General features: G+C 45.8%; 21 protein-coding genes and 1 riboswitch. Of the genes, 6 read left to right on the top strand and 15 right to left on the bottom strand.

Translation table 11 applies throughout. The annotated features are described in order from the left end of the window. Positions 1-13: 13 nt before the first annotated feature. From V7S65_RS21245 to V7S65_RS21225, 5 genes are all read right to left on the bottom strand, one after another. Positions 14-2,965, bottom strand: a complete 2,952-nt coding sequence (locus tag V7S65_RS21245) for a SusC/RagA family TonB-linked outer membrane protein (protein ID WP_079471607.1) — start codon at positions 2,963-2,965, stop codon at positions 14-16. 397 nt (positions 2,966-3,362) lie between these two features. Continuing rightward, positions 3,363-4,964 carry a DUF6377 domain-containing protein gene (locus V7S65_RS21240; RefSeq protein WP_336387707.1) on the bottom strand — a complete coding sequence of 534 codons (1,602 nt, stop codon included), beginning with the start codon at positions 4,962-4,964 and terminating at the stop codon, positions 3,363-3,365. 122 nt (positions 4,965-5,086) lie between these two features. Continuing rightward, complete coding sequence (locus tag V7S65_RS21235; protein ID WP_336387708.1) at positions 5,087-5,530, bottom strand: copper resistance protein NlpE; 444 nt, start codon at positions 5,528-5,530, stop codon at positions 5,087-5,089. A 45-nt stretch (positions 5,531-5,575) separates the two neighbouring features. Beyond that, on the bottom strand, positions 5,576-6,721 hold the full coding sequence (locus tag V7S65_RS21230; RefSeq protein WP_336387709.1) for an esterase-like activity of phytase family protein: 1,146 nt from the start codon (positions 6,719-6,721) through the stop codon (positions 5,576-5,578). A gap of 199 nt (positions 6,722-6,920) precedes the next feature. Then, on the bottom strand, positions 6,921-7,073 hold the full coding sequence (locus V7S65_RS21225) for a lmo0937 family membrane protein (protein WP_336387710.1): 153 nt from the start codon (positions 7,071-7,073) through the stop codon (positions 6,921-6,923). A 256-nt stretch (positions 7,074-7,329) separates the two neighbouring features. Here V7S65_RS21225 and V7S65_RS21220 point away from each other — a divergent pair, with 256 nt between their 5' ends. After that, positions 7,330-7,785 (top strand): ferritin-like domain-containing protein, encoded by a 456-nt coding sequence (locus V7S65_RS21220; RefSeq protein WP_079471611.1) that lies wholly within the window; start codon positions 7,330-7,332, stop codon positions 7,783-7,785. A 402-nt stretch (positions 7,786-8,187) separates the two neighbouring features. Here the strand turns inward: V7S65_RS21220 and thiH are convergent, their stop codons facing one another. The 7 genes from thiH to thiS form a co-directional block, all read right to left on the bottom strand. Continuing rightward, on the bottom strand, positions 8,188-9,318 hold the full coding sequence (gene thiH, locus V7S65_RS21215) for a 2-iminoacetate synthase ThiH (protein ID WP_111577152.1): 1,131 nt from the start codon (positions 9,316-9,318) through the stop codon (positions 8,188-8,190). Between the two features lie 29 nt (positions 9,319-9,347). After that, positions 9,348-10,121, bottom strand: coding sequence for a thiazole synthase (locus V7S65_RS21210; protein ID WP_079471613.1), 774 nt, complete (start codon positions 10,119-10,121; stop codon positions 9,348-9,350). Continuing rightward, positions 10,109-10,741 carry a thiamine phosphate synthase gene (locus V7S65_RS21205; protein WP_336387711.1) on the bottom strand — a complete coding sequence of 211 codons (633 nt, stop codon included), beginning with the start codon at positions 10,739-10,741 and terminating at the stop codon, positions 10,109-10,111. The genes V7S65_RS21210 and V7S65_RS21205 overlap by 13 nt, the downstream gene beginning before the upstream one ends. Further along, a complete protein-coding gene (locus V7S65_RS21200; protein ID WP_336387712.1) occupies positions 10,738-11,490 on the bottom strand; it encodes a hydroxymethylpyrimidine/phosphomethylpyrimidine kinase in 753 nt (250 codons plus the stop codon). The genes V7S65_RS21205 and V7S65_RS21200 overlap by 4 nt, the downstream gene beginning before the upstream one ends. After that, entirely contained in the window at positions 11,466-12,122 is a 657-nt protein-coding gene (locus tag V7S65_RS21195) for a thiamine phosphate synthase (protein ID WP_336387713.1), read from the bottom strand. The genes V7S65_RS21200 and V7S65_RS21195 overlap by 25 nt, the downstream gene beginning before the upstream one ends. A 34-nt stretch (positions 12,123-12,156) precedes the next feature. Further along, on the bottom strand, positions 12,157-14,016 hold the full coding sequence (thiC, locus tag V7S65_RS21190; RefSeq protein ID WP_111577147.1) for a phosphomethylpyrimidine synthase ThiC: 1,860 nt from the start codon (positions 14,014-14,016) through the stop codon (positions 12,157-12,159). Positions 14,017-14,100: 84 nt separating this feature from the next. Next, the gene (gene thiS / locus V7S65_RS21185) at positions 14,101-14,304 is read right to left on the bottom strand and encodes a sulfur carrier protein ThiS (RefSeq protein WP_336387714.1); all 204 of its coding nucleotides are present in this window, start codon (positions 14,302-14,304) and stop codon (positions 14,101-14,103) included. A 52-nt stretch (positions 14,305-14,356) separates the two neighbouring features. Beyond that, positions 14,357-14,465, bottom strand: a riboswitch (TPP riboswitch). A gap of 63 nt (positions 14,466-14,528) precedes the next feature. On the opposite strand from thiS, the gene V7S65_RS21180 reads away from it, so the two are divergent. Further along, a complete protein-coding gene (locus tag V7S65_RS21180; protein ID WP_079471619.1) occupies positions 14,529-15,005 on the top strand; it encodes a lipocalin family protein in 477 nt (158 codons plus the stop codon). Here V7S65_RS21180 and V7S65_RS21175 read toward each other — a convergent pair. From V7S65_RS21175 to dnaN, 3 genes are all read right to left on the bottom strand, one after another. Continuing rightward, on the bottom strand, positions 15,002-15,253 hold the full coding sequence (locus tag V7S65_RS21175) for a hypothetical protein (RefSeq protein WP_079471620.1): 252 nt from the start codon (positions 15,251-15,253) through the stop codon (positions 15,002-15,004). The genes V7S65_RS21180 and V7S65_RS21175 overlap by 4 nt on opposite strands. Positions 15,254-15,306: 53 nt before the next feature. Beyond that, positions 15,307-16,140, bottom strand: coding sequence for a sterol desaturase family protein (locus V7S65_RS21170; RefSeq protein ID WP_079471621.1), 834 nt, complete (start codon positions 16,138-16,140; stop codon positions 15,307-15,309). A 346-nt stretch (positions 16,141-16,486) separates the two neighbouring features. Continuing rightward, the gene (dnaN, locus tag V7S65_RS21165) at positions 16,487-17,605 is read right to left on the bottom strand and encodes a DNA polymerase III subunit beta (protein WP_079471622.1); all 1,119 of its coding nucleotides are present in this window, start codon (positions 17,603-17,605) and stop codon (positions 16,487-16,489) included. 386 nt (positions 17,606-17,991) lie between these two features. Here dnaN and V7S65_RS21160 point away from each other — a divergent pair, with 386 nt between their 5' ends. From V7S65_RS21160 to V7S65_RS21145, 4 genes are all read left to right on the top strand, one after another. Further along, positions 17,992-19,251 (top strand): pyridoxal phosphate-dependent aminotransferase, encoded by a 1,260-nt coding sequence (locus V7S65_RS21160; RefSeq protein WP_079471793.1) that lies wholly within the window; start codon positions 17,992-17,994, stop codon positions 19,249-19,251. Between the two features lie 288 nt (positions 19,252-19,539). Next, complete coding sequence (locus tag V7S65_RS21155) at positions 19,540-20,145, top strand: TetR/AcrR family transcriptional regulator (RefSeq protein ID WP_159454387.1); 606 nt, start codon at positions 19,540-19,542, stop codon at positions 20,143-20,145. A gap of 9 nt (positions 20,146-20,154) precedes the next feature. Beyond that, entirely contained in the window at positions 20,155-20,769 is a 615-nt protein-coding gene (locus V7S65_RS21150) for a TetR/AcrR family transcriptional regulator (RefSeq protein WP_336387715.1), read from the top strand. 24 nt (positions 20,770-20,793) lie between these two features. Beyond that, positions 20,794-22,149 (top strand): TolC family protein, encoded by a 1,356-nt coding sequence (locus V7S65_RS21145; protein WP_079471625.1) that lies wholly within the window; start codon positions 20,794-20,796, stop codon positions 22,147-22,149. Positions 22,150-22,162: the final 13 nt, after the last annotated feature.

Genomic DNA, 22,162 nt, shown 5'->3' with positions numbered 1-22,162 from the left:
TTTTAGAAGTAGATTATAAGGTAAACTGTACACCAAGCATAAAGGTTCTTGCAGTTGGGTATGGAGAATACTCGATACCAAAGGAGCTTACACCGTTTATGTTTTTATCAGTATTTACTTCCGGATCAAATCCAGTATACTTTGTAATTACGAACAGGTTCTGACCGGTTACGGATACGGCAGCAGCTCTGAATACTTTACCTACCGGGCCTAAGTTGTAGGAGATGGTGAGGTTATCCAGTTTCAGGAAGTTGCCGTTTTCCAGGTAGCGGGAAGAAGCGGCCGGAGAGTTAGTTTGTGCTTCTCCGTTACCTACCAGTGCTTTCGCAATGTTCCTGGAGCCCAGGTTGCCGATTGGTAATACGGTGTTGGCGGTGTTGTTATACACCTGGAAACCAAAGGCGCCGTGTGAGCTGGCAGACAGGCTCCATTTTTTATAGGCTACTTCTGTATTGATACCCAGTAACACTTTTGGATTCGGATTAGTCATGTAATAAAGGGTGTTACCGTTATCGGAGTAAATGCTCACGCCTTTATCATCGAAGCCTTCAAATCTGCGGAGATAGAAAGTATTTAACGGATAACCGTTAGCCAGGCGCTGTGAGGTTACGCCGGATACGCCCTGTCCGTCGATGGAACCGGTATTAACAGTTGGACCGGAATAACCCGACATTTCGTTTTTCAGCCAGGTAGCATTTACGCCCAGGTTCCATAACCAGCTTTTAGACTGAATGATATTTCCTTTAAGAGACAGTTCCACACCGGTATTCATTACTTTACCCGGTAAATTGATCCAGTAGCTGGAGGCCGGAGCCGGTTGAATAGCCGGGAAGCTGAACAACAGGTTGGTGGTGTTTTTCAGGAAGTAATCCACGGTACCGCTGATCCTGCCTTTGAGGAATCCGAAATCCACACCAACGTTCAGTTGTTTGGATTCTTCCCATTTCAGGTCCGGATTTGGTACGTTGATCAGGCTGGCTTTACCGCCGGTAGTTAAACCGTACTGGGCTTGTGCTGCACCGGCAGGAAATTCCTGGTTACCGGTAATACCATAACCGGCCCTTAATCCGAGGTTGCTGAAGAAGGTGTTATCCTTCATGAATCCTTCGTTGGAAATATTCCATTTGGCGGCAAAGGAAGGGAAGTAACCATAACGGTTGTTGGCGCCGAATTTACTGGAACCATCAGCCCTCATCGTAGCGGTGAGGATATATTTTTCTTTTGCATTTATCGTTACCCTGCCAAAGAAAGATTGCAGCTCAGAGCTTGGATTACGGAAAGAGTTCATATTGGTATTCACCTGGTCAGGTGTCTGGAGGATGTCTGTGTAATCTACCGCATTGGTAGGAAACCCTCTGGCGCCGAGGCCCACACCGGAGTAGGCAAATTTCTGGTATTCATACCCTACCATTGCGCCCAGGTTCCAGCCAGTGGAGAACTCTTTGGTATAGCTCAGGGTATTATTGAATAATTGAGTAGTCAGTTCTGCCGTATTATATGCGGCAATACCTTGACCCAATATCTGGTCGATGTTAATGGAAGAATCGAGAGAAGCCCTTCTTTGTCCTACCTGGTGATTTACGCTGTACATCATGCGGTATTCCCAGTTGTCATTGAATTTGAAATACGGGGAAATGCTTGCCAGTATATAGCTGATGTTAGCTTTATCGTTATAACCCTGCGACATGTTCATGGGGTTGATCGCCTGGTTTTTAGCGAGGATGTTCAGTGATCCGTCCGGTTTGGTCAAGGGTAAGGTTGGATTCCACTGCAGTGCCTGACCAATCAAACTTCCGGTGAAACCGGCATTGTTGGAAATAGGCGCCAACTGTTCGCTGGTTTGTGCCGCCATGATGCCATAATCGATTCCCAGTTGTTTGCTTTCCAGGAATTTGTTCTGGCCACTGAGGGTGGCGGTGTATTTCTTCATGCCTGTTTTCTTCACAATACCCTGTTGGTCCTGTAAACCAAAGGATGCCCTGTAGCGGCCGGTTTCACTTCCACCACTCATTGCCACCTGTACATTTTGGGTAACACCGGTTCTGAGGATAGAGCCAAGTCCGTCGGCGCTGCCGCCGCCGTCACCGGAAAGATTGTATTCCTTTAAAGCAGCACGGTATTCATCGGCATTGAGTACATCAAGCTTTCTCATGATGTTGCTCATACCTACGGAGTAGTTTACGTCTACTACGGTAGGACCGGCTACTCCTTTTTTGGTATTGATGATGATTACACCGTTTGAACCACGGGAACCATAGATAGCGGTGGCAGAAGCATCTTTCAGTACTTCCATAGTAGCAATATCATTGCTGTTGATAAAGTTGAGCGGGTTGGCGTCCGGTGTTTGTCCCAATCCCGTGAGGCTCAGGGAAGGACGCGCCACACGGCCATCCAGGGGAACTCCATCTACCACATAAAGGGGTTGGTTGCCGGTACGGACAGAAGACACACCCCTGATCCTTACCGTGGCGGAGGCGCCGGGAGCACCGTTGTTATTCAGTATCATCAATCCGGATACTTTACCCTGGATCAGCTGATCAGGGGCGGAAGTGATACCCTTATTAAAATCGGCGGCTTTCACCTGGGCAATAGCGCCGGTAATGTCCTTTTTACGGGTGGTACCATAACCTACTACCACCACATCCGTGAGGGTCGTATTTTCCTGTGCCAGCTGTACGTTTACGGCTGTTTTGCCCGCAATGCTCACTTCCTGGGAGGTATATCCTATAAAAGTGATGATCAGTGCGGAAGCTTCAGGAGGTACTGTTACTTTAAAAACCCCATCGGCATCAGCGGAAGTTCCGCTTTTAGTACCCTTTACCTGAACAGTAGCGCCTGGGATAGCAACGCCGTTCCTGTCAGTGATCTTGCCGGTAATGGTCTTGTTTTGTGCAGCTACAATACCTTGTATTGCCAAAAGCAATGTGCACAAAAAAAGATTCTTGATGGATCTTGTTTTAAACATAAAGTGGATTTTTTAAGCAGTCACGTAATACTGCTTCCGTGGATTAAATGTTTTTCAGTGAAATTTTAATAATGGAAATAAGGCGTTGTCTGCGGGAATGTCCCGCAATTTGTCAACGTGGATAATGTTTGTCTTTTTGAATCGACCCTGGTCGTTCCGTCTTCTTTAGTGGTTTTTAGTTCTCTAGTTAGAATTTAGAATTTGGTATTTGGTATTTATCATTCTACTGATTCAAAGTAAAAAATCAATCAGCAGGGTAACAAGTTTTACAGTTAAAATATAGAAAATAAAGCCGAATAATCCAAAATTATATCTTGGATTATATTGATAACCAGCCAGTTATTATTGTATATAAATATTTTATATATTAATGTTATGAGACAGTTTTTCCCGCTTTTTACAGGGCTTTAATGTTCATAATATGGGCTTCGAACTCTTCGCTTGGGATCAGCGCGCGCTTTTTGATCCTGGTTTTATAGGCGTAGATAGTATTCACGGAGTACTCCAGGATGCGGGCAATTTTTTCGTTGTCGTTGATACCGATACGGATCAGGGCGAAAATCCGGATGTCTGTATTCAGCAGTTCATTTTCTTTCAGGATCACCTGGTTCTCTTTATCAAAAAGTGCATTGAACTCGGCCACAAAGTGTGGAAATATTTTAAGGAATACCCGGTCGAAGCTGGTAAAAAGTTCTTCCCTCTCCTGCCTGATATTGATATTATTTACAAGAAATTTTAGCTCTGCAGGCTTATTGGCAGTTAATTTCTGCTCCAGGTTCTGTTTTAGCTTTTCTATTTTACCGATATAGGAAGCATTGATATTAAAGCAATACCCCACATACTCCTCTTTAATTTTATTGGCTTCCAGTAACTGGTTGTTGATTTCCTGTTGTTTAAGATTGGCTGCGGTAATAATGCGCTGCGCGGCTTTTAATTTTTGTACCTGCCGGAATACGGTGATGGCCAGTATCACCAGCGCCACCAGTAATAAGGTTACAATAGCGGCATAAATCAGCAGCGATCTGGTTCTTTCTTCCGCGGTATTGATCCGTTCGTGCTCAATAATTGGTAAAATACTACTTACCATTACCTTTCTTTGCCGGGCGCCATAAAATACGGCTTCCGAAATAGCCCGCTCAATACAATGGGATGCATTCTTTACATCGCCCTTTTCAAAAAGCAGGGTGGCCAGGCTGTAGGCGGCCATCGTTTCTTTCGTGGAAGTCTGCAGATCCGCAATGGCCGACCTGATCATCAAACAAATAGCGGTATCCTTATTGCCGGCTGCATCATAAATAGACCCAAGTGTGCAGGCTAATATAGCCAATTGCCGCCCTGAAATGTCTGGCTGGTCCAGATCCGGGAAAATGGCCAGCGCTGCCGGAATGTTCCCCAGCTTGAATAGCTGCAACCCCTTGTTGTATTTATATGCAACAGAGTTGGGTGTCATCAGGTGAAGGGCAGAATCTACATATGTACTGGCTATTTTAATATAGGTAGGGGTATAATATTTATCCTGGTTATAATCTGCCAGGTCGAAATACAACCGGCTCTTCATCAGGAAAAACTCCACCCGGATACTGTCCGGGGCTCCGGTGGGATCAAGTGTATTAATAAAAGCTGCGGTTTCGGTAAACATACCCGACGACAATAAAACATATCCCAGCTTCACCCGGGCGTCCGTTAATAATACCGGGTCATGCAACTGGTCGGCCAATACCTGCAGCTGCTGGGCATACGTAAATGCGGAATCGAAGTTGAACACCTTATAAGCATTATATAGCTGTCTGCAAATAAGGTACTGGCGCGCCGGATCATTACCGGCGGCCTGCCGGGTGCGTTTTATGCTGTCAATCCCACGGATTTTAAGGGAATCATAAACAGCCGATTTCGCCATCACCTTGTTCAGCTCCTTCAGAAGACTGTCTGCCGGTGTTTTGCCATAGGCATGTATAGAGAAGAATAAACATAAAATCAGATAGCCCGGAATTCGATTCATAATAAGTTAGAATGATAAAAGGTCACAGGTCACCGCTAAATTTAAGCGACTTTTTTGATATAACGTGAGGAGCCGGTTTAAAATAAACCGGCTCCTCACGTTCCTTTTATATTCCTTGAATATTAAAGCACCTTTTTCAGGGTATAATTACGCCCGCTTTGTATCGTTTTCTGATCGGAGTCTAATAATAACAGCTCATTTTCATTTACCTGCTGGTAATAGCGCTGGAGGTTTTTGTCTTTATTAGGATTCAGGTGGATCACGGTAGCTGCCGGATCAGCCGGGGTACCATGCACAATTGTATAAACGCCTTCACTGTTAAAGGTCTGGTTCTTCCCCTGGTAGGTTTCTTTCAGCGTGAAATGATCATCCGGTTGTTTTTGCAGGGTCAGCTCTGTAACAATACCCTCACAATCAGCACAAGGCAACGTTCCTGAATAAGTAACCCCTGACGCAGTGTCAGAAGGAGAGTTTACCGCTGCACTATCCGACTGGCCGGTTTTTGTACCGGAACCCTGACACGCAGCAAAGATTACTAACAGTAACAATAATGGCAAGTGTTTCATATTGCAGGTTTTTCTGATCATAACAACAGATGGTCGTTATTGTTTTTATGGGATAACTTCGAACAGGAAAAACTGGTTTTCTTCTTTATCAGAAAAATTATTATCTGCTACAAACACCAGGCTTCGATGCCCGTTAGGCAAAACAGGACCAAAAGTAACGCCTTCAATGTTATCTATATATTTTCCCAGGCTTGCAAAGTCCAGCAGCAATGTTTTGGCAGCCGGCTTGAAGCGGGTATCCTCCCGGAGGGAATTAATACCACTGATACCAGTAGCACGACTAAGGTCGGTGATAAACACCTTGATGGTACAATCCTTTACACCACTGGAAAACGATCTTTCAATAGTTAAAATTTTATCATTGTCCAGCACCATGATATCGGAAATGCCATTTACCTTAAACGCATTTTCAGGAATGGCGGGATGCGCCACCGGCTCCAGTTTATACGCATATTGGGCCACCGGCTGACGGGTGTTGTTGTCAAATTTCAGGATACGGGTATAAGCGCCCTGCCCCACTTCAGCTCTCGGCCCATCTTCATAACGGGGTTCTTCCAGGCTCACATACAGGTATTTATAATTGGGGGTAAATCCCAGGCCCTCAAATACGCCGTTACGTCGAGGCCCGTTCTCTGTGGCATGCATCCTGAATTGCGACGGTAGTGCAAATGAATCCAGGTATTGCCCGTTCATACTGATTTCATAAATACCCGGATTTGTAAGAATAGTATCTTTTTCGTTTACAATACGTTCTCCTTCGCTGCTCCATACCAGCCGTTGCTTTTTGGCGTTGTACCGCATAGCCTCCGGGTCGGGCGTAAGGGAAGGATTGGTTTTGGTATCGGGATAGGGCTGCCCGTTGGGTTGTAGTAAAGTGGTAACGGCGGTAAACTTTACACTGTCAAATGATTTGTCGGAGAAGTAAAGCCGCGCGGTATAAAAGCGCGCCGGGTTCAGCGCGGAACGGTCGTCACAAATAAGATAATACTGCCCGGTAGCCGCGTCATAGTCAATACCGGATAAACCACCGGTTACCGTACCATTGAAAGGAAGGTTATACGGAACAATATATTCACCGATAAATTTTAGCTGGCCTATGCCCCTGGCAGCAGCACCGGTTTTACGGGTGGAGCTGCAACTGAAGATGCCCGCCAGTATGGGGAGGATCAGAAAAAGCAGGTATTTTTTCATGGCGGCAAGTTAGGAAATCTCCTGCATTCAGATCGCTACACTGCATGAAGGATTTGTTATGCACACGCATGGTACGGCGAAAAGCGGCTTTAAAAAACGTAAAGTATATTTTAATGTAGGGATTGGAAAACATAAAAATTCCCTGTTTAATTGATGGTTATCACCAATTAAACAGGGAAGGATAAAGTGCAGCGTAATCCTATAAGGCCCTGCCCCTGATTATATTCACAAGGATGGTAATAATAGCCAGCACAAGTAAGGCGTGTATTAAACCACCGGCTGAATAAACAAAGAATCCAAGTATCCATCCTATAATGAGAATTACGGCAATTACATAAAGAAGGCTGTTCATGTCTTAAGGATTTGATTCGCTTATTATACTAGAAAATTTATGCCAATAAGATAATTGCTTTGTATACAGCTATTTTGCATTGCTGACGCCGCTCTATTGTGGAACCTTCTCCACCATCCGAGAAAAAAAAGGACGGAAAATAGCAGCCTCTCCATCCGCAAATACTTCATGATAAAGGGTTTTACAGTATGGACGCATTTTTGGAAATAAAATAGTTATATCATAAGACTATTTTTTTAACCATAAATTTTTGATCATGTTACAAGAGGAAAAGTTGGTCACACTTTTAAGCGATCTCGTAAAAATCAATAATGACCGGATAGAAGGATACAAGCAAGCGCAGGATGCCAGTGATGACGCAGATGTGAAAGCGCTGTTTCAACATATGATCAACGACAGTTTAAAATATGTAGGAGAACTGAACCTGTTATTGAGAGCGCAGGGCGCAGATGCAGAAACAGATACCACTGTCAGTGGAAAACTATACCGGACCTGGATGGCCATAAAAACCACATTTACGGGTACTGACCGGTATGCTCTTTTCTCCTCCTGTGAGTACGGGGAAGATGCTGTACAGCGCGCCTACGCCGATGCCCTGAGCATGGATGTAGCCATGCCCTACAGCATGAGGGAAATCATTGGTAATCAGCAGGCGAACCTTAAGGAAGCACACGATACGATCAAGAGCTACCGCAATGTAGTGAGCCAATAGCATTCTGTGCAGACGTATACTGTCTGTTCTTTTTGTTCAAATCAACACATTAAGCGGTTGTTCAGGATTGCCATATTACATTTGAATTCATGAAATTCCAATCATACTTATATTGATAAGTAATATGGCAACTACGGGATTTTCGGTACAGGGCTGCTTCCTCATCGTTTGAAGCAGCCCTTTTTTATACGGTGGATATGAGGGATTTTTCTGAAATCAGACCCCGAAAACAACGAATAAACAGCGCTCCTGTTCAACAGGCTCATTCTTGTTCATTTTGTTCAGTTTGACAGGGAGCTTTAAGAATTAAAGGACCTGCATTATCTTTGGCAGGACTGAGAGAAGTATCTCTTGTATTACTTTTAACCTCCCCATGAAAAACAACAATAACTATCAGGTGGCCTAACCAACCACCTTTTTTATTTCCCCGGAGAAAGCAGGATCCCAATCTTTCCAAACCGGCTCAAATCCTTGTTTTTTCAGCATGTCTGCAATAGCGGCAGCGCTCCTGTCGTCAGATATTTCAAACTGTTCCAGCGACTGCTGATCTACCACATAACCACCCGGATTTGTTTTCGAGGCGGCACTCATGGCCGTAATACCCAGATGTACAATGTTATTCCTGAATTTCTCCTCTTCCCGGGTAGAAATGCTAAGTTCCACTTCCTGGTTAAATAGCCGGTAGGCGCAGATCAGCTGTACCAGCTCCCGGTCGTTCATCACTACTTTGGGGGTTAGTCCGCCGGAGAATGGCCGCAGCCGGGGGAAAGAAATACTGTATTTTGTTTGCCAGTATTTTTTCTCCAGGTAGGCGAGGTGCAGCGCCGTAAAGAAACTGTCGGTACGCCAGTCCTCCAGTCCTATCAGCACGCCCAGTCCCATTTTATGAATGCCGGCACGTCCCAGCCGGTCGGGTGTTTCCAGCCGGTAGTCGAAGTTGGATTTCCGCCCTTTAGGATGATGTTTTTTATAGTCGTCCTGGTGGTAAGTTTCCTGGTATACCAATACGGCATGTAGTCCCAGCTCCGCCAGTTCCCGGTAATCCTGTTCATCCATCGGTTGTACTTCCATCGAAATATTGGCGAAGTGCGGCCGGAGCAGTTGTAATGTCTTCTTAAAATAGTCTGTGCTTACCAGCTGGTTTGCTTCTCCCGTTACCAGCAAAACGTGCTCAAACCCCATTTCCTTGATGGCAGCTGTTTCCAGCAGCATTTCCGCCGGGCTCAGTGTTTTCCGCCTGATCTTATTGTCGAGACTGAAGCCGCAATAGGTGCAGATATTCTGGCATTCGTTCGATAAATACATCGGGATATACAACTGCATGGTGTTACCAAACCGTTGCCGGGTAAGCGCCTGGCTCATTGCCGCCATTTCGGCAAGGTAGGGCGCTGCTGCCGGAGAAATAAGTGCAGCAAAATCTTCCAGTGAACGGCGCTGGTTATGCAGGGCCTGTTCCACATCCCTGGCTGTTTTAGCATAGATACCGGCTTTTACCTCATTCCATTCATACTGATCAAATATGCTTTTAAACATACGGAAGGATTAATAAGATGATAAAATAATTATGCTTCATCGAGAAATGCGATCAACGGGCTGGAGGCCACTGCGTGCTGACTGCTGACAGGTAAGCCAGCTTCATAGGCCATGCGCCCGGCCTCCACGCCTGCTTTGAAGGCGGCGGCCATTTGCACCGGGTTGCGGGCCACGGCAATCGCCGTGTTCACCAGCACCGCACTGGCGCCCATTTCCATCGCCTGCGCAGCATGGGAAGGACTGCCAATACCTGCATCCACAATCACCGGTATGTTGCTTTGCGCAATGATGATTTCCAGGAAATCGAAGGTTTTCAATCCCTTATTGCTGCCAATAGGAGCGCCAAGAGGCATTACTGCAGCAGTGCCCACGTCTTCCAATCGCTTACATAATACGGGATCCGCATGTACATACGGGAGTACCACGAATCCCAGTTTCACCAGCTCTTCCGCCGCCAGCAATGTTTCCACGGGGTCGGGCATCAGGTAGCGGGGATCAGGGTGGATTTCTAATTTTATCCAGTTTGTTTCCAGTGCTTCGCGGGCTAACTGTGCCGCATATACGGCTTCTTTGGCGGTACGTACCCCGGAGGTATTGGGAAGCAGGTGCATTCTTGAATGCGACAGGTGCCGCAGCATATCATCTGCTTTATTATCCATCTCCACCCGTTTCAGCGCTACGGTAACCAGTTCACTGCCAGAGGCCAGCAGCGCACTTTCCATCACTTCGGGAGAAGAAAATTTCCCGGTACCGGTAAACAGGCGGGAGTAAAACTCCCTGCCGGCAATAATTAATGGCTCCATGTAGATAATTGTTTTAACTGGTGATGAATCTGGCTCACAACGGCCTGTTTATCTGTTGCATGGGTAATCAGTCCGCTCACTGCAATACCGTGAATACCGGTTTCCATCAATGCGGGGATATCTTCCGGCAGTATACCGCCAATGGCAATAACGGGAATGCCTATATTTTTTTCTTTTAAAGATTGCAGGATAGATTGATAGCCACTCAACCCCAGTATGGGGCTGAGATTTTGCTTGGTGGTAGTAAACCGGTATGGGCCTACACCTACGTAACTGGCGCCATCCTGTACGTGTTGCAGGATATCTGCAAGCGTATTCGCGGTGCCGCCAACAATCATCTTATCGCCGGTAATAGAGCGGGCGGCGGCCACTGTCATATCCAGTTTGCCTACGTGTACGCCCGCTGCTGCTACTGCTACTGCAATCTGTGGATAGTCGTTGATGATAAGAGATGCCTGGTAGCGATCGCAGATCTTTTTCACTGCTTCCGCCACCGGCAACACCGTGGCTGGTGATTCATTTTTGATACGAAGCTGGATCCATTTGCAGCCGGCATCGCAGGCGGCGAGTATATTATCGGTATGTGATGATTGCGATATGTAATGTAAGTTGCTGATCATATGTGATGGTATCCTGTTAATGATGAATGACTGGCTAATAATTTTTCCGTATATACTTTACCGTTAGCGCATGCTTCCTGTAGTGAAAAACCCCGTGCCAAACCCGCGGTGATGGCGGCGGACAGCACACAGCCCGAACCGTGTTTGGGAAATACTTCTTTCAGTACCGGGGGGAAAGTATGGATTACATCGCCGGTATACAGCATATCATATCCCGGCTTATTTTTATGATGACCTCCCTTCAACAGCACAGCACAACCCGCAGATAATTGCCGGGCCGCAGCTTCGCCATCGGTAAGTCCCGTTAACAGCAATGCCTCATCGTAGTTGGGCGTTAACAGGTAAATCTCCGACAGCAGCTCCTTCCACGCCTGCTGGTGAATGCTGCCGTGAAAAGAAAAGCCTGCCGATGCTTTCAATACCGGGTCCACGACAATGCGTATACCGGGCGATAATTGTTTTGCCTGTCTTACCAGTTCAAGCAAGGATTGTATATCCGGCATGATACCGATTTTACAATATTGCAAACGCATATTGCATAGCAATGGCTTCGCTTGCGCCAGTATATGCGTTACCGGTATCCACTCCACTGATACAAACTGTTCCGGTGTTTGCACGGTAATCGCCGTGCAAACGCCCATGCCGTTTACCCTGTGTTGTTCAAATGTTTTGATATCTGCCAGCAAACCTGCGCCCCCACTGGGATCCAGACCGGCAAAGCTCATCACGTAAGGTCGCTCTTGTTCCATAGCTGCTGTATACGGTAGTAATTTTCCACGGCCTGCGCCGGTGTTTTCCAGATGGCTCCCAGCAAAGCTGCGCCATCAAAATGCCAGTTTCTTAATAAATGTATATTGGTATGATCTACACCACCCAAAGCGAGTACCTGCCGGTTGTTTTTATCAGGAAGCCTTCCTTCCAGCCGGCCATGATAGCCAGGTTTGGAGATACTGTTAAAGACCGGGCTTAATAACAATGCCTGAAAGCGTTTGTCCGTTAACGTTATACCATCTGTTGAATGAATACCTGTGCTGTTTTCTTTGAAATTTTCCGGAGATAGATAACGGGTTGGCTGTTCCGTTTTACCGGTAACCGGCGCCGTTTTTCCGTTACCGGCAACAGCACCCGATAATAACCGGTGCATCCCTTCACCGCTCCAGTGCACGCCTGCAAGGCCATGCCGTGCCGCCAGCGCGCCATGATCGCGGATAAGAATACGGCTGTAGCATTCCGGCGGAAGCTTATCCAGCAACGCAGTGTACTGCGCTGTTGACCATCCGGGCTTTCTTAACAGCACACGCTCCACCCCTGCTGCCAATAAGGCCGCAATGATATCCACTTCTTCGTGTATCCGTTCAGGTGATGTGATAATCCAGATCAACTATTTTAGCATTTAGTTTTTAATGCGGCGATACTTACAGGTAGATTTCTCCTCCCTGTTCAGCAAAGGCGGCGGCTTTTTCCCTCATGCCGGCGGTCATGGCGTCCTCTTCTTCCAACCCTTTTTGCGCGGCAAAATCACGTACTTCCTGTGTGATTTTCATGGAGCAGAAATTGGGTCCGCACATAGAGCAGAAGTGCGCTACTTTGGCGCCGTCTGCAGGCAATGTTTCGTCGTGATAAGAACGGGCGGTTTCCGGATCAAGCGCAAGATTGAACTGATCTTCCCAGCGGAATTCAAAGCGAGCCTTGCTAAGTGCATTGTCTCTGTGTTGCGCGCCCGGGTGGCCTTTTGCCAGGTCGGCGGCATGAGCGGCGATCTTGTAGGTGATTACACCCTGCCGTACATCTTCTTTATTTGGTAATCCAAGATGTTCTTTAGGTGTTACATAACACAGCATGGCACAACCAAACCAGCCTATCATAGCGGCGCCTATCCCGGAAGTGATATGATCATAGCCTGGTGCAATGTCGGTAGTTAAAGGTCCCAGTGTATAGAAGGGCGCTTCATGGCAGTGTTCCAATTGCTTATCCATATTGGTTTTGATGAGGTGCATCGGTACGTGGCCGGGTCCTTCAATCATCACCTGTACGGAATGTTTCCATGCTATTTTGGTGAGTTCGCCGAGGGTTTCGAGTTCCGCAAACTGTGCGGCATCGTTAGCATCGGCAATACTGCCTGGGCGTAATCCATCTCCCAGGGAAAAGGAAACATCATAGGCTTTCATGATTTCACAGATTTCTTCGAAATGCGTGTACAGGAAATTTTCCTTGTGGTGTGCCAGGCACCATTTAGCCATGATGGAGCCTCCGCGGGAAACGATACCGGTTACGCGTTTAGCCGTTAACGGTATATATCTCAACAGTACGCCTGCGTGGATAGTGAAGTAGTCAACACCTTGCTCTGCCTGTTCTATGAGCGTATCACGGAAAATTTCCCACGTAAGGGCTTCTGCTTTTCCATTTACTTTTTCCAGTGCCTGGTAAATGGGTACGGTACCGATGGGCACCGGCGAATTGCGGATAATCCATTCCCTGGTTTCGTGGATATTTTTGCCGGTGCTCAGGTCCATAATGGTATCTGCGCCCCAACGGCAGGACCACACTGCTTTTTCCACTTCTTCTTCTATACTGGAGGTAACTGCAGAGTTGCCGATGTTGGCATTTATTTTCACGAGGAAGTTGCGGCCAATGATCATGGGTTCGCTTTCCGGGTGATTAATGTTTGCGGGGATGATGGCTCTGCCGGCGGCAATTTCCTGGCGTACAAATTCAGGTGTAATGAATTTCACGGGTGTATTGGCGCCAAAGCTCTGACCTTTATGTTGGTGCCAGAGGGCGTTGTTTTGTTCAAACAGCTGATCAGCACATTGATTTTCCCGGATGGCGATGTATTCCATTTCGGGTGTAATGATGCCCTGTTGTGCGTAGTACAACTGGGTTACATTTTGCCCGGGTTTCGCACGCAGGGGTTTATGTGTGTGGCTCATGAGCGGCATCTTCCCGCCTTCTTTCATCAGCAGTTCTCTTACAAACGGGCTGGTGTATTCCGGGAGTTGTTCCACGTCTTTCCGGTCGTTGATCCATGTTTCACGGATGCGCGGAATGCCGGTAGCTACATCAATATGAATGTTCGGATCTGAAAAGGCGCCGCTGGTATCGTATACTACTACCGGTGCATTGGGAACGGCATCGCCGTTTTTTCCATGAATACGTGTATCCGTGAGCGTTATTTTGCGCATGGCTACTTTCACGGGGTGGATGGTTCCGTCCACATATATTTTCTCTGAGGCAGGAAAGGGTGTGCGGCTGAGTGCCACGGGCTGATTATGCATGATATCTGGTTTTTTTAGAGATAGAAATGCCGGTTCCGTAATGATGATCACGGAAAAGACTATACGAAAAATGAAATACAGGGTTTAGCCGCCCTGGGTAGCCCGGATAATAGTAATATTATCGGCTGCAGATAGTGGTTGGTTTTCCCAGGAGTTTTTTGGTATCACCTGGTTGTTGACGGCCACTGCAATGCCTTTTTGAGCAGAGATCTGAATAAACTGTAAGAGTGCAGCGATGGTAGTTCCCGGCTGCACCGCATAAAGTTTATTGTTTACATGCACTTCCATGTTAATTGGAATTTAAGTGAAACAATAAACTTTAAGGATGTGGAAAGATGAGAAAGGTTCAGTTACTTTTCCCTACGGCAGTATGAACTGCTTCAGGTACTGAGGGTATCATCTCAGTTTATCCTTTTAAGTTAATTGGATAAACACCCCTAAAGTGTAGATGTAAAAGTAATGGAAATATTTAAAAATTACATTACAAATGATGAATTGTGTATTTTTAAATTATGGTACGATTCAGTTTAATGTGTTTATTGATACTGGCGGTTGCCTGTAAGGAGAGTAAGAAGGAGGTGGAGAAGGAAGAATTACAGGATGATAGCAGCCTGGTTAGTATTATCGCAGACAGCAGTAATGCCGGCATTACTGACAGCATTGCTGCTGTTGCGGATACGCTGCATATTGATGCAGCTAAGCTCATAGGAAAGTGGATACAGCCCGTAGCGGGCCTGGACAAGGAAACACAGGGTTTCCAGCTAAGAAAGAACGGAACTGCCAGATCCATTAACATGTACACACTGGTATACGAAAAATGGTTACTGACACATGACACCTTGCTGTTGTGGAATCACTCCGAAGGCGTAAAAGATACCTCCACTATTGTGGATACAACAATTATAAAAGAGCTGTCAGATACTTCGCTTGTATTGTTTCCGGTAAAAGCCGCCGAAGGCTACGTGGAAAAATACCATAGAAGCAATTAATTATATAGCTGCCAGAGTCCTACCAGGCAGGCTACTACCGCCATAAATACGCCGGCAGCAGCGAGCTGCATATCGTCAATATTTTTTCTTCCTATATACAGGGAAACAAGACCTATTACTATGGCTACTGAGCCGGCGGTAACTGCATAGGAAGGTGTGTGGGTACTGAAAGCGAAAGCTGCCGACAGTACACCAATGATGAGCGCTGATATACAGGCTGTTTTTGTTAATGCTGTTGAGTGTTGCATATATATTCGAATTTAAAAAACAGGTGAAGGAATAATTATTTGCAAATAGGTATTTATTTATGTTGACTACTGATTTTTTCCTTCATCACCCTATCGTGTTCCCAGGGCACTTTTAACAGGGATCCTATTTCCTGGTAGCGGGCGTCCTGGTATTCATCCAGTCCGTATCTGATCGCCAGTGTATCCGGTACTTTTACAAAAGTGCCGAAGAGGCGATCCCATATAGAAAATATATTGGCATAATTAGCGTCTGTTTCAGGCTGGTAATGACTATGATGCACCTTATGCATATCCGGCGATACAATGACCCAGCTAAGCGCATTATCCAACCATTTGGGCAGATGGATGTTGGCGTGATTGAACTGCGACATAAATGCCGATAGGCTCTGGTATAACATGATCATCCAGAAGGGCACTCCGAGAATCATAATAGCAGTAAAGAGGGCTATTACTCTCAGCAGGCTTTCCACCGGGTGGTGTCTCAGGGCAGTGGTGGCGTCTATCTGTGTATCTATGTGATGAATTTTATGGAATTGCCACATCCAGGCGGTTTTGTGCTGTACCCAATGTATGAGCCAGGCCCCTATAAAATCCAGCAGTAATAGTGCCAGTATAGTATGGAGCCACAGCGGCAACTGCTTCAGGTACAGGATGCCGAACTGCTGGGTGCTGGTCCACCGGGAAGCCTTCACAATAAGGAATGCCAGCCCTGTATTTACAATCACCGTGGTTAATGTAAAAAAGAGATTGGTACCGGCATGCCGGTAGCGGTTGCTGCCAAAACGGAACCGGGGCGCCATGCCCTCAATGATCCATAACAGCAATAGTCCGCTGACCAGGATAGCAGTACGGTATACTGACGGAATATTTTCAAAAAAACTTACCATATGATGGTAAAATATATATAACGGTCTCTTATGCTGTGCTGTGTGGTTCTCCTTAACCAGGCCAACAAAATCTCTGCAGTGGATATGATATGGGGATGTGATCTTAACTGTAATACACAGTAAACATATATGCGTTACTGTTATTACCCTTGCGTTACTGTCCTGAACCTTCGGGTGTGTTCCAACCACTGATTCCGGATAAAAATTACAACTATTTGGGGAATATAAAAAGGTGTCTTTTGGGCCACAGGCAAAGAAAAAAGCAACCTCTTTGTCAGAGATTGCTTTATGTATAAGTTTTTAGCTATAAGTATTTATCTTTTTAGCATTTAGCTAACAACTGCGGTTAGTTGTTCAGCATGAGCGGCATTACCAGCATGAGGAGGTCTTCATTTTCTTCTTTTTCAGAAGGTCTGAGAATACCTGCTTTGGTGGCAGTAGCGAGGTCGATGGAAATTTCATCTCCTTCAGCAGCATTCAGCATTTCAATGAGGAATTTCGCATTAAAAGCAATCTGCATATCATCGCCGGTATACTGGCAGTTCATGCGTTCGTTACCTTCAAAGGAGAAATCCACATCCTGTGCAGATAACTGGAGTTCGCTGCCGGTGATGCTTAAAGCTACCTGGTTAGTGCTTTTATTGGCGAATACACCTACGCGTTTTAAGGCGTTCTGGAAATCGCTTTTTACCACGGTGAGGCGGTAAGGATTATCTTTTGGTATTACTACCTTATAGTCAGGGAAACGGGCATCAATAAGGCGGCAGATCATTTGTGCGCCTTCGTGCTGCACGAAGAAGTGGTTTTGGCTATAAGCTACTTTAATTTCAGTTTCGTTATCAGGCAGGGCTGATTTCAGCAGGTTCAGCGGTTTTTTAGGTACGATGAAGCTGTCTGCCTGCGGGCATTTTACGTCTGTTCTTACATATTTCACCAGTCGATGTGCATCGGTGGCAACAAAGGTAAGGCTGTCCGGAGCCAGTTCGAAGAACACGCCTGTCATGGCAGGGCGCAGGTCATCGTTGCTCACGGCAAACAGGGTTTTATTGATGGCGGTAACCAGGCCGGTAGCAGCCATTGTGAAGGAGGTGGTATCATCTGCAGCCGGTTCTTTCGGGAAGTTTTCCGGGTTTTCCCCCATCACTTTATATTTACCATTGTCTGAAGTGATTTCCACTGCGTAGGAGTTCAGGTCAATGTGGAAAGTCAGCGGCTGGTCGGGCAGATTTTTGAGGGAATCCATCAGGATCTTCGCCGGGATACAGATCCGACCGCTTTCCTTGGCTTCCACCTCCAGCTTCACCCGCATAACAGTTTCCAGGTCAGTTGCAACTACAGTCAGTTCGTTTTTGTCAATCAGGAACATAAAATCCTCCAGTATCGGCAATACTGTGTTTGAATTGATAACCCCGCTGATCTGTTGTAATTGTTTTAATAAAGTAGAGGAAGAAACAATAAATTTCATGGTTTATATAAGTTTGCTTATCATTTTTTGTTGAAGGGTAACCTTAGGGGCATGCTGCCCTGATTTTCTCCCGGCACCTCACATAAAAGGTCAAATGTACTGTAAACAAAGATAGAAAGTTTTGTCGTTCTCCCTAATTTCATCACATCTTATACACTAAGATAACGTGGTTTTACACAACGATTTGCAGTCATTCATATATTTCTTTTTAGTATAATACTAAACGGAAAGAATAAAAAAGCCCCTCTTGGTTAGATGAGATGCAATAACAAGTGCTATTTATTAACGGAAGTGAAAAGAATTTCCCTATTCTTTTAAATTATCTTCAAATCGGTTACTTTTGCCGCGCTGAAAAATTATTACAAACCAACAAAAAAAAGCAGGTTATGAAACTGTCTCATTTAGCCGAAACGTTGATTGGATCCGAAATCATTAAGTTAGCAGCTGAAATAAAGGAGAAGCAGGCCAAGGGTGAGAAGATATACAACTTCACGATTGGCGATTTTGACCCGAAGGTATTTCCTATCCCGGTTGAATTTGAACAGGAAATCATAACAGCCTATAAGGAGCACCTGACCAATTATCCTCCTGCAGATGGTATCGCGGAGTTAAGACAGGCAGTAGGTGGTTTTATAGCTGAGCGTGAGGGGCTTTCCTACGATCCTGCAAAGGAAATCGTTATTTCCTGTGGCGGTCGTCCTATCATTTATGCTACTTTCAGAACCATTGTTGACCGTGGCGAAAAAATAGTTTACGCCACTCCATCATGGAATAACAACCACTATACCCACTTCCTGGAAGCGGAACACGTAGTGCTGGAAACCAAACCAGAGAACTTTTTCATGCCTACGGCTGCAGAACTGAAGCCGCTCCTGAAAGGCGCTACCCTCCTGGCCCTCTGCTCCCCGCAGAACCCAACCGGTACCGCTTTCGGTAAACAACAGCTGGAAGAAATCTGCGACCTGGTACTGGCCGAAAACAAAAGCAGAGGCGCCGATGAAAAGCCCCTCTATGTAATGTTTGACCAGATGTACTGGGTGCTCACCTTTGGTGAAACACACCACCACAACCCGGTTACCCTCCGTCCGGAAATGAAGGATTATACCATCTTCATCGACGGTATGAGTAAAGCCTTTGCTGCTACCGGCGTTAGAGTTGGCTGGGCGTTAGGACCCGCACATGTTATCGGTAAAATGAAATCCATTCTTTCCCATGTTGGCGCCTGGAGCCCGATGGCAGAACAGAAAGCTGCTGCCCGCTACCTGGTACAGAAAGAAAATGTGGATAAATACCTGCAGCACTTTAAAGGTGAAATCGAAGAAAGACTGGTGAAAATCTACGAAGGCTTCGATAAACTGAAAACTGCCGGTCATAAAGTGGAAGCCATTGCTCCGCAGGCGGCGATCTATCTTACCGTTAAATTTGACCTGGTAGGCAAACAAACGGCAGATGGCACTGCGCTCGCAGATCAGGCTGCTGTAACCTCCTACATTCTTAATGAAGCTAAAATAGCCCTGGTGCCGTTCTATGCTTTCGGATCTGCTAAAAACTCTCCATGGTACCGCCTCAGCGTAGGTACCTGCGTGAAAGAAGAGATCCCTGCGATGTTTGAGAAGCTGCAGGCCGCGCTCGAAAAATTGAAATAAGCATAGTCTTTATCTTAATAAGAAGGGAGATGGTAACGGATGAACCGTTATCATCTCCCTTTTCTTTTACATCTCCCTGAAAAAATCACAAAAAACCAGCATAGTTTCGTGTGGTCAATATCCCTATACGAGCCACCCTACTGCATTTCCCGCAACTAACCACCCTCGTTTCTGACTTTCTGACTTTTCTCTTCGAAAAGTTAAATGGATGTTAAAAGGACAACTTCGGTTACTATTTCAGAAAAACTTCCTAATTTTGACCTTGAAACTAAAAAAGTCAAAAAGTTAATGCACACAGAAGCTAAAGATGAAATGAGGGATAAGATCCTGGAGGCGGCTCTGAAGCGTTTTACTCACTATGGCGCTTCTAAAACAACGATGAACGAAATAGCAGATGATCTTCACTGCTCTAAAGCATCGCTGTATTATTATTACCCCGACAAAAAAGCTATGCACGTTGCTGTGCTGGAAAGAATTGCGGAAGCCTATTTCCAGCAGATGGAAAAGGAAGCGGTACACGTAAAATCGGCAGCCAAAGCATTATATAATATCATAGATCTCCGGAAAGATTTTATCAGCAAATTTTGCCGGCTGGAAATATTTAAGATACTACAAGATAACTCTGCACTCTTTCTCGAAGAAAAGAAGAAGGCAAAACAACGGGAATTCAATATCCATACAGCCATCATTAAAGCAGGTATTGCTTCAGGAGAATTTAAAGTAAAAGATCCTGCACAAACCGCAGAACTGCTGGTACTGGCCACTATGGGACTGCGCTTTTCCGTACCGGATCATATCCGGGAAGATATGGATCTGAATGAAGAAATGATGGACGAGGTGATAGAGAAACAAAAACAACTACTCGAAATTTTCATAAACGGAATAAAAGCTTAAACGGAAATCATGGTGGTGAGAGAAAGGATACTGGAAACAGCACTGAAGATGTTCAGAACGTACGGTGTGAAAGGGGTTACTATGTTTGATATTGCCCGCGACTGCGGGATCTCCAAAAAAACAGTATACGAGCATTTCGTAGACAAACAGGCGCTGATAGACGAAGGGATGCAGCAACTGCTGACGAACCATATTAACTACTTCCGTGAATGTCTGCAAACCACAGACAACGCCATCGAAGAACTGGTGCGCAACATGAAGTACATCACCAATATGGCTAAAACCCTGAACCCGGTGATGCTGCATGAAATCCAGAAATACCATCCGGATACCTGGCGCAGTATCGAGAGTTTTAAGTCGGACAGCATGCTCTGTAACATCAAGAAGAATTTAAAAAGAGGAATGGCGGAGGGCCTATACCGCCAGAACCTTCATATAGATATTGTAGCACGCATGCGCCAGCTGCAGCTGGAGGCAGCTTTTGACCCGGAGCAATACCCCGCAGATCAGTTTGAAATGCATGAGGTAATGGAACAGGTAACCGCCCACTTTATATTGGGAATCGCCACCATCCGGGGACATAAACTGGTAAACCAGTACCTGCAAATAAAAGAAGAAGAATAAAACTACTACGCTAAGATTTATTTTATGAAGCGATTAAAGTTAACGCTTGTCCTCCTCATGGGGATAGGGGTATATAACGGCTATGCCCAAACGCAGCTGACCTTACAGGAAGCGCTGAAGTTTGCATTGAACAATAATAAACAATTGGCCAAAACCAAAATGGACGAAGAAATGGGCAAATACAAAACCCAGGAAGTCCGCTCCCAGGCTTTACCACAACTGAATGGTAACGCCTCTTATACAGACAACCTGATGTTGCAGAAATCGCTCATCCCCGGTGCTGTATTTGGTAAACCGGATAGCTCCATACTGGTGGCTTTTGGGGTGAAGTACAATGCTACTGTAGGCGCAGAACTGAGCCAGCAGATCTTTAATCAGGCAGTGTTTACCGGTTTGAAAGCCTCCAAGGCCGGCGAACAGTATTACGTGCTGCAAACCCAACAATCCGAGGAGAATGTGATCTATAATGTATCACAACTCTATTACCAGTTGCTGGTAACACAAGAGAAAATTATTACCATCAACAGTAATATTGAAAAGCTCACACAGCTGGTAAGCGCCACTAAATCACAATTCGATAACGGCCTGGCAAAGAAAATTGACCTGGACCGTATCAAAGTGAACCTCATTAACAACATGACGCAACGCACCCAGCTGCTGAATCAATATGCAACGCAAACCAACAACCTGAAACGGGTAATGGGTATGCCGCTGCAATCTACTTTCCTGTTGCCGCCGGCTTCCCTGAAAGACATTGAAAACAAAGCTGCAGGCGTGTTACAATATGATGATATCAATCTTGCCAACAGAACGGAATATAAATTACTGAAGAAACAGGAAGAGCTGCAGTTGTTCCAGAAAAAAGCTTACCAGGCAGAGAATTATCCGTCGCTGTCGTTGTTCGGAAGATATTCTTATAACGGGATGAGCCAGCAATTCGCTTTCTCAAAAGACCCTTCCAATTCTACCAGCTGGTTTGGTGCAGCAGCTATCGGCTTAACGCTGAAAGTGCCCATCTTCGATGGTTTCGGCCGCCGCTCCAAAGTTAGTCAGGCTAACGTAACCCTGCGTCAGCTGGGCAAACAACTGGAAGATACAGAGCTCACCCTCAACACAGATTACGAAAATGCCAAGCTGATGGTGCGTAGCAACTTATCTACCATCACCACGCAAAAGGAAAACATGGACCTCGCCAATGAAGTGTATTATTCCACACAGAATAACTACAAACTCGGCCTGGCTGGTTTAACGGATCTGCTGAACGCAGAAACCTCCCTGGCAGATGCACAAAACAGTTATAACGAAGCCCTGCTGCAATACAAGCTGGCAGAGCTGGAGATCATAAAAAGTAAAGGAAGTTTAAAAGACCTCCTAAACTAAACGTATAAACGAA

It is taken from the genome of Chitinophaga sp. CCNWYY40, from assembly GCF_037483205.1.
Classification (GTDB): domain Bacteria; phylum Bacteroidota; class Bacteroidia; order Chitinophagales; family Chitinophagaceae; genus Chitinophaga; species Chitinophaga ginsengisegetis.
The sequence above is the reverse complement of the archived record's forward strand: the minus strand, read 5'-3'. Positions and strand labels throughout refer to the sequence as shown.

Coding starts and splice junctions, on each gene's coding strand:
- V7S65_RS21245 (WP_079471607.1), bottom strand. CDS start 2,965: ATGTTTAAAACAAGATCCATCAAGAATCTTTTTTTGTGCACATTGCTT.
- V7S65_RS21240 (WP_336387707.1), bottom strand. CDS start 4,964: ATGAATCGAATTCCGGGCTATCTGATTTTATGTTTATTCTTCTCTATA.
- V7S65_RS21235 (WP_336387708.1), bottom strand. CDS start 5,530: ATGAAACACTTGCCATTATTGTTACTGTTAGTAATCTTTGCTGCGTGT.
- V7S65_RS21230 (WP_336387709.1), bottom strand. CDS start 6,721: ATGAAAAAATACCTGCTTTTTCTGATCCTCCCCATACTGGCGGGCATC.
- V7S65_RS21225 (WP_336387710.1), bottom strand. CDS start 7,073: ATGAACAGCCTTCTTTATGTAATTGCCGTAATTCTCATTATAGGATGG.
- V7S65_RS21220 (WP_079471611.1), top strand. CDS start 7,330: ATGTTACAAGAGGAAAAGTTGGTCACACTTTTAAGCGATCTCGTAAAA.
- thiH (WP_111577152.1), bottom strand. CDS start 9,318: ATGTTTAAAAGCATATTTGATCAGTATGAATGGAATGAGGTAAAAGCC.
- V7S65_RS21210 (WP_079471613.1), bottom strand. CDS start 10,121: ATGGAGCCATTAATTATTGCCGGCAGGGAGTTTTACTCCCGCCTGTTT.
- V7S65_RS21205 (WP_336387711.1), bottom strand. CDS start 10,741: ATGATCAGCAACTTACATTACATATCGCAATCATCACATACCGATAAT.
- V7S65_RS21200 (WP_336387712.1), bottom strand. CDS start 11,490: ATGGAACAAGAGCGACCTTACGTGATGAGCTTTGCCGGTCTGGATCCC.
- thiC (WP_111577147.1), bottom strand. CDS start 14,016: ATGCATAATCAGCCCGTGGCACTCAGCCGCACACCCTTTCCTGCCTCA.
- thiS (WP_336387714.1), bottom strand. CDS start 14,304: ATGGAAGTGCATGTAAACAATAAACTTTATGCGGTGCAGCCGGGAACT.
- V7S65_RS21180 (WP_079471619.1), top strand. CDS start 14,529: ATGGTACGATTCAGTTTAATGTGTTTATTGATACTGGCGGTTGCCTGT.
- V7S65_RS21175 (WP_079471620.1), bottom strand. CDS start 15,253: ATGCAACACTCAACAGCATTAACAAAAACAGCCTGTATATCAGCGCTC.
- V7S65_RS21170 (WP_079471621.1), bottom strand. CDS start 16,140: ATGGTAAGTTTTTTTGAAAATATTCCGTCAGTATACCGTACTGCTATC.
- dnaN (WP_079471622.1), bottom strand. CDS start 17,605: ATGAAATTTATTGTTTCTTCCTCTACTTTATTAAAACAATTACAACAG.
- V7S65_RS21160 (WP_079471793.1), top strand. CDS start 17,992: ATGAAACTGTCTCATTTAGCCGAAACGTTGATTGGATCCGAAATCATT.
- V7S65_RS21155 (WP_159454387.1), top strand. CDS start 19,540: ATGCACACAGAAGCTAAAGATGAAATGAGGGATAAGATCCTGGAGGCG.
- V7S65_RS21150 (WP_336387715.1), top strand. CDS start 20,155: ATGGTGGTGAGAGAAAGGATACTGGAAACAGCACTGAAGATGTTCAGA.
- V7S65_RS21145 (WP_079471625.1), top strand. CDS start 20,794: ATGAAGCGATTAAAGTTAACGCTTGTCCTCCTCATGGGGATAGGGGTA.